Source organism: Nitrospirillum iridis, from assembly GCF_014205765.1.
Lineage (GTDB): Bacteria > Pseudomonadota > Alphaproteobacteria > Azospirillales > Azospirillaceae > Nitrospirillum > Nitrospirillum iridis.
Genome location: NZ_JACIIZ010000002.1, coordinates 12,987 through 26,234, shown reverse-complemented (window position 1 = coordinate 26,234; position 13,248 = coordinate 12,987). Strand labels below are relative to the sequence as shown.

Below are 13,248 nucleotides of genomic sequence, written 5' to 3'. Positions count from 1 at the left end.
AGCAAACAAGCAAGCACCCTGGCGCGCATCGTTCCCCCTTTGGCATCCCCGTCCGCAACGCGTCGCTTGCAGAGATGCCATCATATTATCAGGGCGATTGTGACGCGCCAGAGGCACAACCGCGCAGGCTCACTTCCCCGCCTCATACACCTTCCTGCCGTCCACCCAGGTGGACAGCGGCTTGATGTCGGCGATCCGGCGCGGGGCCACGGTCAGGGGGTCGGCGTCGAGGATGACGAAGTCGGCGCGCAGGCCGGGCTTGAGCGTGCCCACCTCGCCCTCCATGAAGCCGGCGTAGGCGGCGTCGCGGGTGAATCCGGCCAGCGCCTCCTCCCGCGACAGGCGCTGGTCGGGCAGCCAGCCGCCGGGGGGCTGGCCCGCCAGGTCCTGGCGGGTGACGGCGGCGTAGAGGCCCAGCATGGGGTTCGCCTTCTCCACCGGGAAGTCGGAGCCGAGCGCCAGCCGGGCGCCGGACTGGCGCAGACGCTGCCAGGCATAGGCGCCGGCCAGGCGGTCATGGCCCAGGCGCTTCTCCGCCCACGGCATGTCGGAGGTGGCGTGGGTGGGTTGCATCGAGGCGATGACGCCCAGCGGGGCGAAGCGCGGAATGTCGTCCAGCGTCAGGATCTGCGCATGCTCCACCCGCCAGCGCAGGTCGGATTTGGTGTCGGCGCCCAAGACCTTGGCGTAGGTGTCCAGCACCGTGCGGTTGCCGCCGTCGCCGATGGCGTGGGTGGCCACCTGGACGTGGCAGCCCTTGGCCTTGGCGACGACGCGGGCGTAATCGGCGGGGTTGGTGACATAGATGCCGCTGTTGCCGGCATCGTCGCTGTAGGGGCGCAGCAGCTTGGCGCCCCGGCTGCCCAGGGCGCCGTCCATATACAGCTTCACCGCCCGCATGCGCACCCGGCCGGTGGGGTCGGTGTAGCCGCCGCCCTGGGCACACAGCCAGTCCAGCGCCTCATGGTCGCCATCGGCCATGGTGTAGAGGCGCACCGGCACCTCCCCCTTGGCCGCCATGTCCTGCAGCACGCGGAAGGATTGGAGGCTGATGCCGGGCTCATGCGTGCCGGTCAGGCCCAGCGACACCATCTCGGCGAAGGCCAGCTGGTAGTTCTGGCGGATCTGCGCGTCGGTGCGCGGCGGCATGGCCTCGGCCACCAAATCCATGGCGTTGTCGATCAGCACGCCGGTGGCGGCCTTGCCCTGGCGCATGATGCGGCCGCCCTGGGGCTGCCAGGCGCCGTCCAGGCTCTTGGCCCCCGGCTTGGCCGCCGCCACGCGCAAGGCCGCACTGTTCACCCACAGGGCGTGGCCGTCGATGCGTTCCAGCACCACCGGCCGGTCGGGGAAGGCCGCGTCCAGGTCGGCGGCGGTGGGGAAGGCCTTGTCCGCCCAGCGGTTCTGGTCCCAGCCCCGGCCCTGCAGCCAGTCACCGGGCGCCAGCTTGGCCGCCTGCGCCTTCAGTCGCGCCAGGATCTCGGCCTTCGACGTGGCGCCCACCAGATCGGCGGTCAGCAGCGAGGCCCCCTCCTCCTGCACATGGCCGTGGGCGTCGATCAGGCCGGGCACCACGGCGCCGCCGCTGGCGTCCACGGTGGTGGCGCCGGGGTAGCGCCGGGCCAGGTCGGCGGCGTCACCCACCGCCAGCAGGGTGCCCGCCTCATCCCAGGCGAGCGCGCCGGCCGTGGGGTTGGCCGGGTCCTCGGTATGGATGACGGCGTTGACCAGCAGCGTAGGGGCCGCCCCCGCCTGCCCCGCCAGCACGGCCAGGGCGGACACCGCCGCCGCTATCAGCCCCGTGCGCCCCATGCGCCTGACCGCCATCTTTTCCCCCGATCCCCTTGGTTTCATTGGGGCCAGGGTACAGGGGATTTCCTTGCGGTCAAATCCCCGTCACAGGGGCGCGGACCGCTGGCGGCGAGCCCTCAAGGCGCCCGCGCCGTCAGCGCGTTCCATGCCGCCAGGGAGTCCATATAATCCCGCCAATGCGCGATCTTCCGGTTCTCGATCCGGATGATGGAGGCGAAACGGTTGTCGTAACGGACGCCCGTCGCGAGGATGGTGCCGTGGACCTGGTACTCGATGACGACGACCCGGCCGTCGTCCGCCCCATGGGCGACCAGGTTATCGGCGGCGTCCAGCGCGATATGCTGGCTGTAGCCGGCGAACCTCTCCATCAGCTCGGCCCGGCCCCGGACGATGCGCGGCCAGCCGGGGAAGTCGTAGAGGACCTCATAGATGATGTCGTCGGCGACGACGTCGAAGAAGTGCGCGCCATCGACACGGTCGCCCAGCGCGCCCCGCACCAAGTCGAAATAGGGGGCCGCCCCGTCATAGGCGGCGTAGTCCGCGTCCGGCATCGGGTGCTCTCCTGGCAAGCGGTTACAGGAAGGATTCGACCGCCGCCAGGAAGGCCTGGGGCGTCTCGATCATCGGGGCGTGGCCGCTGTCGGGGATGGTGACCAGGCGTGATCCGGGTATGCCCTCGGCGAAGAACTGGCCGTCCGCCGGCGGCAGCAGCCCGTCATCCGCCCCCCACACCACCAGGGTGGGGATGGTGATGTCCTTCAGCTTGCCGTCCACCGTCTCGTTAAGCAAGCCAGGGTTGGTGTAGACGGAATGGATGGTCCAGGCGTCGCCCTTGGACAGGCTCCAGGCGAAGCCGCGCTTCAGCGCCGCCGGCCCGCTGGACCAGCGCGGGTCATGGAAGACGGCGCCCAGCAAGGCCTTCTGCCCGGCCAATGAGGCGGACGGGGGCGGCGCCTCGGCGCCCGCGGCCTTGGGCCCGAAGGTCTTGGCCATGGTGTCGTGCCGGCCGGCGGCGTCGCACAGCACAAGCTTGGACGGCTTGGGCAGGGCGAAGGCCGGGTCGGCGGCGATGCCATCCAGGGCCTGGATGGTGTATTGCGCCGATATCCAGCCGCCCAGGGACTCGCCCATCAGGGTGAAGTCCGTCACCTTCTTCCGGCGCAGGAATTCGCCCAGGAAATCCACCCAGGTCTGGATGGCATAGTCGATCATCGGCTTGTCCGACGTGCCGAAGCCCAGCTAGTCCAGCGCCAGGACATGATGGGTCTTGGCCAGATCCGCCATGACCTTGCCCCAATCCCCCTGCGCGCTGCTGCCCAAGCCGTGGACCAGCACCAGGGTGGGGCCCCGCCCCGCCTCATAATATTTGATCGAGGCGCCGAACAGCTGGATGGTCTGGGGGGCGCCCTTGGACCCTGCGCTGGCGGCGGAGCCCGTCGCCTCCGCCGCGCGCACGGCCGCCGGCCCCACCATCAAACCGGCGACCATCATCGCCGCCGCCATCCTCAAACCCATCCGCATGCCGCCCCCGCTATCTCAAAATTCCGCATGACAGACACCCTGGCCCGGCGACGAGGCGACGGCAAGACCCGTCACCCGGTGCGGCGTGACGGGGCAGAGGCGGGAACCTCCCCACCGGTTGTCTTGTGTTGCTTTCATTATTCTTTCATGGCGGAAAAATTGACATTTTCTCCTAATAGAATTCTATTGATTGCCAATAACCACCATAAATAGCCGGAACCATGCGCCTGAAGCACGCCGCGTCCATTGCCCTGGCCTTGCTGGCCATGACGTCCCGCCCCGCGGCGGCCTGGGGGCTGGTCGGCCATGTGCTGGTCGCCGACATCGCCGAAGCCCGCCTGACCCCCGCCGCCCGCCTGCAGGTGGATGCCTTGCTGGCGCTGGAACAGCGTCATGGCCTGGACGACGTGGCGGGCTGGGCGGACGTCATCGGCCACGCCCCGCGCGATCAGGGCGGCCTGCCCGAGACCTTGCCCTGGCACTATGTCGACGTCGATATCAACGCCGCTGGCTACGTTCCGGCACGCGACTGCCCCGGCGGCGCCTGCGTGGTCGCCAAGCTGCCTGAATTCGCCCGGACTCTGGCGGACAAGGGACGCCCCGCGGCCGAGCGCCTGACCGCCTTGAAGTGGGTCGTGCATCTGATGGCCGACCTGCATGAACCGCTGAACGTGGCGGAACGCGACCATGACAAGGGCGGCCTGAAGATCAAGGTCACGTTCTACGGCCAGGACGCGCAAGGACACCTGAACCTGCACTCCCTGTGGGGCGATGACCTTCTGGCCTACAAGACCGGCCTGAAGGTATCGCCCGACTACACCGTCGACCCGGCCAAGGCGCGCGCGGCGGCGGCCAGTCTGGACCAGGCGATCACGGCGGAACAGGCGGCACTCTGGACGACACCCGGCCTCATGGGGCGATTGGAACCCCTGGCCCTGGAGTGGGCCGCGGAGGGCCGGGTGATGGCCAAGGACCTCGTCTATGGCAAGCTTCCGCCGTCGGGTGAGTTGGGCCAGGACTACGACCAAGCGGCTTGGCCCGCCGTCCGGCAACGCGTGCAACAGGCGGGGGTGCGCCTGGCCGCCCTGCTGAACGCGACCCTCGCCCCTTGACGACGGGCCCGCGCGTCCAAGGCCAGCCCCCCTCACCCGTGCGGCGCCGCGCACCGCCGGATCAGCATCTGGCAGAAGAAGTGCGCCCATTCCGCCCAGCGCCCCGACCGGTGCACGGCGACGATACGATAGTCATGATAGGCCCGATTGACGCGCACCAGGGCCGTCAAGTCCAGCGCGCCGGCACCAGCGTGATGCCGTTCCAGCAGCAGGCGGGCCAGGGCGCGGGACAGGCGTCCATTGCCGTCATGGAAGGGATGAATGGCGACGAACTGATAGTAGACCAGCGCGCACTGGATAAGGTCGATGGGGCCAGCCCGCCGCACCCCCTCCACATAATCCAGAAGTTGGCGCAGCAGGTCGCGGGCGGCATCGGGCGGCGGCGGCGCGTAGACCTGCCCCTCCCCCTCCCGTCGCATGGTGGTCGCCACCACCCGCAACAGTCCCGGACGCATATAGGCGCGGGCCTCCTCCGGCAGGGCGACGTCCAGCGCGGCATGGGCGGCGGCCAGATCGTCCAGGGTCAACGGCCGGTCCAAGGCCCCCGACAGCACGGCGTAAGCCGCCGCCGCGCGCGCCTCCTCCATCGGGTCGGACAGGCGCCATGCGTCGCTGGGCGCGATGGGCGCCCGGGGGATGCGCCCCTCGGGCACGCCCGCGAACGGGTCCCCGCTGATGAACAGGGCCGCGTCATCGAGTCGCAAGGGCGGCAGTCCCCGCAGGCAGGCCGCCCGGATGGTTTCAGCGGCCCGCGCCGCTACCCCCTGCAACCGGCCCAGCGGAATTGCCGGGGGAAGGGGGGCGAGGGTTGCGGTGTACGCATTGGTGGTCGCCTTATAACTCAAGGTTGATTACCTCCGTAATCAGAACCACCCCTGATAGGAATAATTCAACGGATCATATTGTATAACAAATATACCACCATCTATGGTTTCGCCGATGGGGAAATCCACCCTCATCTTCATGAAGGGAAAACATAAAATGCAACTTTCCTCGATGCTTGCCCGCAAAGGCATCACTGCGCCGGACGCCATCGTCGGCATGCCCATGACCCGTTTGTCGGCCGCCGCGCTGGAAAGCGTGGCTGGTGGCGACTTCGACCTGTCGTTCGACTTAACGTTCGACCTGACCTTCGACCTGACCTTCGACCTTTCCTTCTCGTGATTTAAGCGGGCGGCATGGGTGAACGCCCATGCCGCCTTTCCCAATCAATCAATGGGTGGGGCGGGCGATGTCTGGAATATTGAAGACGAAAGTAAGACGCATCGAGGTGATCGTTAAAATTACGGAACGATGCAACATTAATTGCACATACTGTTATTTCTTTAACATGAATAATGATGATTATAAAAGACATCCGGTTCATCTACCGTTGACGACCGCCGAATCCATCGCCGATTTCTTACGCCAGGGCGTCATCGACCTGGGGGCGGAGGCCGTAACCATCGATATGCACGGCGGCGAGCCGCTGATGATCAAGAAGGATTCGTTCATCGCCATTTGCGATATCTTCAGTTCCAGGCTGGATCCCGTATGCCACCTGCAGTTCAAGGTCCAGACCAACGGCATGCTGGTCGACGATGAATGGATCAGCATCTTTTCCAACTACAACTTCTCCATCGGCGTCAGCATCGATGGCCCCCGCGACTACAATGATCTGGAGCGGGTGGACCATCGCGGCCGGGGAACCTATGACGGCACCGCCGCCGGCATCCTCAAGTTGCAGGCCGCCGCCGCGGCGCAGCGGATCGGTCGCGTCGGCGCCTTGTGCGTCATCAACCCCCGCTTCGACGCGCGCCTGACCTACCGCCATTTCGTCGATGATCTGGGCTTCACCGGCATGGATTTCCTGCTGCCTCTGGACGACCATGACACCTTCGACCCCACGCTGGCGGAAGGCTACGGCCATTATCTCTGCGACCTGTTCGACGAATGGGCGAGGGACGACAATCCGGCCATCCAAGTGCGTATCCTGAAGAACGCCCTGATCGTCCTGTCGCAGGGGCGGGCCGGCATCCGGCGCATCGACGACGAATACCACCACGGCCACCAGGCCCTCACCATTTCCTCCAACGGCGACATCGGGCCGGACGACACCCTGCGCGCCACCAGCGGCAATTTCTTCGAGAGCGGCGTGAACGTCGCCAACACCCCGCTGATCGACTTCATCAACCGCCCCATGTTCCAGGAACTGACGGAATCCCGCCGGAACCTGCCGGCGAAATGCCGGGAATGCTGCTGGAAGAACGCCTGCAGGGGGGGACGGCCCATCAATCGCTTCAGCGCGAAACGGCGGTTCGACAACCCCTCCGTCATCTGCGATGGCCTGCAGGATTTCTTCAGCCACGTGGCCGCGTACCTGCTGCGGCACGGACTTTCCTATGAAAGGCTGCAGGAAGCGCTGGGCCTGCTGGAGGCCGCCTGACACCCGGGAGCCGTCTTGTGCGTGTTTTTCCCTATACCATTGAAATATCCATGGGAATTGTGATGACCGCTATCGCCCTGGCCGCCCCACCCCTTGTCGCCGCGCGCCCTGCCGAGGCCGCCCAAGCGGCCCCCGCCCCGGCGGAGGCCGGCCCGGAGCTGATGGTGCGCGACCGTGTCACGGACGCCAAGCTCAGCCCCGACGGCAACTGGATCAGCTATCTGGCCCCCCATGGCGGCACGCGCACCATATGGCTGGCCGACCGCCACCATCCCGGCAACCGCCGCCCGCTGGACATCGGCGGCAGCGGCCGCATCGCCAACCACCTGTGGAGTGCTGATTCCCGGTTCGTGCTGGTGGCGCAGGACGCCACCGGCGGCGGCGAACGCCACCACGTCTACGCCGTGCCCGTGGCTGGCGGCGCCGGTCGCGACCTGACGCCCGGTCCCGACCTCAAGGCCCAGCTGATCGCCACCAGCAACACCGCCCCGGGGCTGGTGTCCACCCTGATCACCCTGCCCCGCCAGCCGCCCAACCTGGTCAACATCGACATCGCCACCGGCGTCCAGACGCAAACGACCGAGAACCGGCAGTATGGCTGGATCGGCGTGGACAACGACCTGGCCCCCCGCATCGCCATCCGCCCCCTGCCCGACGGCGGCGGCGAATGGCGGTGGCTGGCGGGCAAGGACAGCCACAGCCTGCTGGTCATGGGCGCGGCGGACTTCGCCGGCAGCAAGCCCCTGGCGATCGCCACCGATGGCGGCTGGGTGGTGATGCAGGACGCGACGGCCGGCGACTTCCCCACCCTGGTCAAGATCGACACGACCACGGGCGCCCGCCAGGTCCTGCTGCGACCGGACCAGGAGATCGCCTCCGTCCTGCTGGAGCAGCACAGTCGCGAGGTGCAGGCCGTGGCCCTCGACGGCCCGACGCCGGAATGGCGGGTGCTGGATCCGGCGGTGGCGGAACCCCTGGCCGACCTGCAGGCCCGCGGCCTGGGCTTCCCCCAGGTGCGCGGACGCACCGACAAGGGGACGTTGTGGCTGGTCTGCTTCACCGCCACCGTGCGGCCCGAGGCCTGGTACCTTTACGACACGAAGACGCGGGCCCTGACATCCGTCCTGGCCGACGCCGCGGGCGAGGCGCCCGCCGGGCGGCCCATGGCGCCGGTGGCCTTCACCGCGCGCGATGGCCTGCCCCTGTCCGGCTATCTCACCCGCCCGGCCCAGGCGGGGGCGGCGCCCCTGGTGCTGCTGGTCCATGGCGGCCCGTGGGAGCGGGATCGCCTGAATTGGAATCCCCTGCACCAATGGCTGAGCGGCCAGGGCTACGCCGTGCTGAGCGTGAACTACCGGGGGTCCACCGGCTTCGGCAAGGCCTTCACCGCCGCCGGCGACCGGCAGTGGGGCGCCAAGATGCAGGACGACCTGTTCGACGCCGTCTCCTGGGCCGTCGACCAGGGGATCGCCGACCCCAAGCGCCTCTGCATCATGGGCGGCAGCTACGGCGGTTATGCCACGCTGAACGCCATCGCGACCCAGCCCCAGCGCTTCGCCTGCGCCATCGACATCGTCGGTACCAGCGACCTGGTGAGCTTCGTCGAGGACACCATCAACGAGAACAAGGCGCTGGGCGGGCGCCTGCGGAGCAGCGTGGGCGACCCCGCCACCCCGGAGGGCCGCGCCCTGCTGGCGGAACGGTCGCCGCTGAACCGGGCCGACCGCATCCGTACCCCCCTGCTGATCGCCCACGGCGCCAACGACCCCCGGGCCCATGTCGAACAGTCCGACCGACTGGCGGAAAAGCTGCGCGAGCACCAGAGCCCCTACACCTACCTGGTCTTCCCCGACGAGGGCCACAGCTTCGGCAAGGCCGGCAACATCGTCGCCTTCTACACCATCGCCGGCCAGTTCCTGGCGCGGCACCTGGGTCCCGCCGCCGGTGCGCCGCCGGCACCGCTGACGGGCGCCCTGCTGGCCCGGTCCTCGGTGGAGATCCGGGACGGCGCCGACCGCGTCCCTGGCCTGGCCGCGGCCCAGGCCGCCCGCGCGGCCACCCAGACGGAAACCGCCCGCGCGGCCGCCCAGACGGAGGCCGGGCGATGACGCCGCCGCCCCCCACGGCGGAGGACGGCGCGCCCGCACCGGCCGTCATCTTCCGCAGCGAGGTCATGGCGCAGCAGCGCTATCGCCTCTACGGCGATGTCGTCATCGAGGCGCCGCGCCTGTACCGCCGCATGGTGTTCCTACTGGGCGCCATCGTCGTCTTCGCCGCCGGCGTGCTGACCTTGTGCCAGTACGCCCGCAAGGAGACGGTCTCGGGCTATCTGACGCCCAACCTGGGCCTTTCCAAGGTATTGGTGCCCCGCGCCGGCATCGCCAGCCAGATCCTGGCGGTGGAGGGCACCCATGTCACCGCGGACGCGCCGCTGATGGCCGTGACCATCGACACCTGGCGCGCCGACGGCCAGAACAGCGACGAGCGTGAACTGGTCGAGCTGCGCGCGCAAAAGAACGAGCTGGAGCGCCAGATCGCCCTTGGCCAGCAGCAGGAGGACAGCGAGCACAGCCGCTATCTGTCGCGGCTGGCGTCCCTGAAGGAGGATCTGGCCGGGCTGCGCGCCAAGAAGCAGTTCCAGACCGAGCGGCTGCAGTTCACGGGCAGCCGCCTGGCCCGCACCGAGGAACTGCTGAAGGCCGGCTACGTCGCCACCGTCGACTGGGAAACCCGCAAGGACGCGGCCCTGCTGGCCCAGCAGGACCTGGTGACCACCAACCGCGACATCGGCGACGTGGAGCGCCAGATCCGCGACATCCAGGCGTCGCTGGAACAGGGGCCCATCCAGCTGGGCGCCAAGCTTTCCGCCCTGCGGGGCTCCATCAACGACCTGGGACAGAAGATCGAGGAGGTGGAGGCGCGGCGGGCCTACGTGGTCAAGGCGCCGGTGGCCGGCCGTGTCGTCTCGGTCCAGGTGAAGGCCGGCGAGGCCGTCACCAACGGGCAGTTCGCCATGGGCGTGGTGCCCGATGGCGCCCAGCTGGAAGCGGAGATGATGGTGCCCACCCGCGCCATCGGCTTCGTGAAGCCGGGCCAGGACGTGCGCATGATGTACGACGCCTTCCCCTACCAACGCTTCGGCACCTTCGGCGGCAAGATCAAATCGGTGTCGCGCACCGTGCTGGCGCCGGCCGAGGCCAACGTGCCCTTCACGGTGGGAGAGCCCGTCTACAAGGTGGTGGCGGCCCTAGACGACCAGGCCGTCAGCGTCATGAACACGCCCTACGACCTGCAATCGGGAATGCTGTTCAAGGCGAACATCGTGCTGGAACGCCGCCCGCTGATCGCCTGGATCCTGGAACCGCTATACGGGGCGCACATCGAATGACGGACATCCTGAGCCTCCTCAATTTCACGTTCAGGCGGCGCCTCTCAGTGGTGTACCAGGCGGAGGCGGCGGAATGCGGCCTGGCCTGCCTGGCCATGGTCGCCAATTACTACGGCCTGGAATCCTCGCTGACGACGCTGCGCCAGCGCTTCTCCACCTCGATGAAGGGCACCAATCTGAAGACCCTGGTGGGCATCGCCGGCCAGTTGGGCCTGGCGTCCAACCCCCTGCGGGTGGAGCTGGAGCATCTGACCAAGTTGCAGCTGCCCGCCATCCTGCACTGGGACCTGAAGCATTTCGTGGTGCTGACCGCCGTCAGCGGTGGCCGTGTCACCATCGCCGATCCGTCCAAGGGCGAGTTCTCGCTGGGCCTGGCGGAATTCTCCAAGCACTTCACCGGCGTGGTGCTGGAACTGCGGCCCACGGCCGATTTCCGGCCGCAGAAGGAGGAGCGCTCGGTCCGCTTCGCCGATTTCTGGCAGAAGATCTCGGGCATGGGCACCGCCGCCACCCACCTGCTCGTGCTGGCGGCCATCGTGCAGCTGCTGGTCATCGCCATGCCGTTCTACAGCCAGATCGCCGTGGACGAGGTCATCGTCAAAAACGACACCGACCTGCTGCCGGCCGTCGCCATCATCTTCGGCGGCGTGGCCACCATAACCTGGATCGCCACCCTGACCCGCAGCTGGTTCACCACGCACATCAGCAACATGCTGATCTACCAGCTTTCCAGCAACCTGTTCTCCCACCTCGTCCGGCTGCCGCTGTCGTTTTTCGAGACGCGCCATTCCGGCGACATCGTGGCCCGCTTCGGGTCGCTGAAGACCATACAGAAGTCGCTGACGGAAGGGCTGATCACGTCGCTGATCGACGGCGGCTTCGGCATCCTGACGCTGTGCATCATGTTCTTCTACAGCGCCGAGCTGTCGGCCATCACCTGCGTCTCATCCGTCATCACGCTGGTGCTGACCAAGGTCTATCTGGAGCGCGTCTCGGCCCGGAACCATGCCAACATCGTGGCGTCCTCGCGGGAAAGCTCCTTCTTCCTGGAGACCATACGCGCCATCCAAAGCCTGAAGCTCTATGGCCGCGAAGCCGAGCGCCAGGTGGCCTGGCAGCATCATCTGGCGGACTCCGTCAACACCAACGTCCTGGCCGGGCGCGAGCGGTCGGTGTTCGATTCCACCGCCGACTTCATCGGCACGGTGGAAATGGTGGTGGTGACCTATTTCGGGGTGCGCGCCGTGCTCAACGGCGGCTTCACCGTCGGCATGCTGATGGCCTTCATGGCCTACCGCAACATGTTCAGCACCCGGCTGCGCAGCGTCCAGACCCAGGTGATGGAACTGCGCCTGGTGCGCCTGCACCTGACGCGGCTGGGCGACATGCTGCACACCGAGCCGGAGCCCATCGCCTTTCAGCGCAGCGGCGCGACCCGGTCGGTGCAGGGCACGTTGACGCTGCGCAACTGCGGCTTCCGCTACTCCAACGACGAGGACTTCGTCTTCCGCAACATCGACCTGACCATCGAGGCGGGGGAGTGCGTGGCCATCACCGGCGTGACCGGCGTGGGCAAGACCACCCTGATCAAGGTGATGCTGGGCCTGCTGCCGCCCACGGAGGGCGACGTCCTCATCGACGGCATGCCCATCCACCGCTTCGGCATCTCGGACTTCCGGGCCCAGATCGGCGCGGTGATGCAGGAGGATCGCCTGCTGTCCGGCAGCATCCTGGACAACATCACCTTCTTCGACCTGGCGGGTGACCGCGACCGGGCGGTGGACGCCGCCCGGCGGGCGCACATCCACGACGAAATCGAGGCGACCACCATGCGCTATCAGACCCTGATCGGCGACATGGGCAGCAGCCTGTCGGCCGGACAGAAGCAGCGTGTCCTGCTGGCGCGGGCGCTCTACCACGCGCCACGCATCCTGTTCCTGGACGAAGGCACCGCCAACCTGGACCAGGAGACGGAGATGGCGGTGGGCCGCAGCATCGCGGCCCTGGGCGTCACGCGCATCATCGTCGCCCACCGCCCCGCCACCATCCAGTTCTGCAACCGGGTGCTGCAGCTCAACCGCGAGGGGCTGGTCACCCTGAAGCAGACGCCGCCCGCCGCCGCCGTGGCCAACAGCTATCGCTGATCCCGACGCGTGGCCGCCCCCTCAATGCCCCTTCACCGGCCCGCCGTCCTTGCGGCGGCCGACCAGGGCGGCGATGACGCCGTGGAAGGTGCGGACCTCCTGCTCCGTCAGGTGGGCGCGCTGCAGCATGTTGCGGATGTTGCGCACCATGCTGGGGCGCTTCTCCTCGCTGGTGTAGAAGCCGGTGGCGTCCAGCTCCAGCTCCAGATGCTCGAACAGGTTGACCAGCTCCTCCTTGGTCGCCGCGCGCGAGTTACCGGTGTAGAGCTGGCGGGCCGGCCCCGTCTCCACCGACTGGAACCATTCGTGCGCCACCAGCAGCACGCATTGCGCCAGGTTGAGGGAGGAGAAGCCGGGGTTCAGGGGGATGGTGATGATGGTGTCGGCGAGTGCTATGTCGTCGTTGACCAGGCCCGTGCGCTCCGGCCCGAACAGGATGCCCACCCCCCGGCCCACCTGCACGTGGGCCCGCATCTCCGTCGCCGCCTCGCGCGCCGTCAGCACGGTCTTGACCATGAAGCGGGGCCGCGCGGTGGTGGCGTAGACCTTCTGCAGGTCGGCGATGGCGTCCGTCGTGCTCTCATAAACCCGGGCGTTGTCCAGCACCAGGGTGGCGCCAGCGGAGGACGACACGGCCTTTTCATTGGGCCAGCCGTCGCGCGGCTTCACCAGGCGCAGGTCGGTCAGGCCGTGGTTCAGCATGGCCCGCGCCACGGTGCCGATGTTCTCCCCCAACTGGGGTTCCACCAGGATGACGGCCGGCCCCTCCCCCGTCCCGTCCGCCTCGCCACGCGAGGCTTGGGATTTGGCGAGCATGCGACGGTCGGTTCCACTCATGGCGGCGGG

12 protein-coding genes are annotated in these 13,248 nt (G+C 67.9%); 6 read left to right on the top strand and 6 right to left on the bottom strand.

Translation table 11 applies throughout. The features are described 5' to 3' along the window. Positions 1-129: 129 nt before the first annotated feature. From FHS74_RS03105 to FHS74_RS30115, 4 genes are all read right to left on the bottom strand, one after another. The gene (locus FHS74_RS03105) at positions 130-1,827 is read right to left on the bottom strand and encodes an amidohydrolase (protein WP_184797389.1); all 1,698 of its coding nucleotides are present in this window, start codon (positions 1,825-1,827) and stop codon (positions 130-132) included. A gap of 101 nt (positions 1,828-1,928) precedes the next feature. Next, complete coding sequence (locus FHS74_RS03100) at positions 1,929-2,363, bottom strand: nuclear transport factor 2 family protein (RefSeq protein WP_184797388.1); 435 nt, start codon at positions 2,361-2,363, stop codon at positions 1,929-1,931. A 22-nt stretch (positions 2,364-2,385) separates the two neighbouring features. After that, on the bottom strand, positions 2,386-3,051 hold the full coding sequence (locus FHS74_RS03095; protein WP_281384608.1) for an alpha/beta fold hydrolase: 666 nt from the start codon (positions 3,049-3,051) through the stop codon (positions 2,386-2,388). Continuing rightward, entirely contained in the window at positions 3,052-3,303 is a 252-nt protein-coding gene (locus FHS74_RS30115; protein ID WP_211106075.1) for an alpha/beta fold hydrolase, read from the bottom strand. A 251-nt stretch (positions 3,304-3,554) separates the two neighbouring features. On the opposite strand from FHS74_RS30115, the gene FHS74_RS03090 reads away from it, so the two are divergent. Continuing rightward, positions 3,555-4,445, top strand: a complete 891-nt coding sequence (locus FHS74_RS03090) for a S1/P1 nuclease (RefSeq protein ID WP_184797386.1) — start codon at positions 3,555-3,557, stop codon at positions 4,443-4,445. A 32-nt stretch (positions 4,446-4,477) separates the two neighbouring features. Here the strand turns inward: FHS74_RS03090 and FHS74_RS03085 are convergent, their stop codons facing one another. Then, on the bottom strand, positions 4,478-5,149 hold the full coding sequence (locus FHS74_RS03085; RefSeq protein ID WP_184797384.1) for a Fic family protein: 672 nt from the start codon (positions 5,147-5,149) through the stop codon (positions 4,478-4,480). A 235-nt stretch (positions 5,150-5,384) separates the two neighbouring features. Between FHS74_RS03085 and FHS74_RS03080 the strand changes: the two genes are divergently transcribed. From FHS74_RS03080 to FHS74_RS03060, 5 genes are all read left to right on the top strand, one after another. Next, positions 5,385-5,609 (top strand): hypothetical protein, encoded by a 225-nt coding sequence (locus tag FHS74_RS03080; RefSeq protein WP_184797382.1) that lies wholly within the window; start codon positions 5,385-5,387, stop codon positions 5,607-5,609. 28 nt (positions 5,610-5,637) lie between these two features. Next, the gene (locus FHS74_RS03075) at positions 5,638-6,870 is read left to right on the top strand and encodes a radical SAM protein (RefSeq protein ID WP_343066845.1); all 1,233 of its coding nucleotides are present in this window, start codon (positions 5,638-5,640) and stop codon (positions 6,868-6,870) included. 62 nt (positions 6,871-6,932) lie between these two features. Then, a complete protein-coding gene (locus FHS74_RS03070) occupies positions 6,933-8,978 on the top strand; it encodes a S9 family peptidase (protein WP_184797378.1) in 2,046 nt (681 codons plus the stop codon). Continuing rightward, complete coding sequence (locus tag FHS74_RS03065) at positions 8,975-10,258, top strand: HlyD family secretion protein (protein ID WP_184797376.1); 1,284 nt, start codon at positions 8,975-8,977, stop codon at positions 10,256-10,258. Before FHS74_RS03070 ends, FHS74_RS03065 begins: the two co-directional genes overlap by 4 nt. Beyond that, positions 10,255-12,402: a peptidase domain-containing ABC transporter gene (locus FHS74_RS03060; protein WP_184797374.1), complete on the top strand. Its 2,148-nt coding sequence runs from the start codon at positions 10,255-10,257 to the stop codon at positions 12,400-12,402. The genes FHS74_RS03065 and FHS74_RS03060 overlap by 4 nt, the downstream gene beginning before the upstream one ends. A gap of 21 nt (positions 12,403-12,423) precedes the next feature. Here FHS74_RS03060 and FHS74_RS03055 read toward each other — a convergent pair whose 3' ends face one another. Then, complete coding sequence (locus FHS74_RS03055) at positions 12,424-13,239, bottom strand: TrmH family RNA methyltransferase (RefSeq protein ID WP_184797372.1); 816 nt, start codon at positions 13,237-13,239, stop codon at positions 12,424-12,426. Between the last annotated feature and the right edge of the window lie 9 nt (positions 13,240-13,248).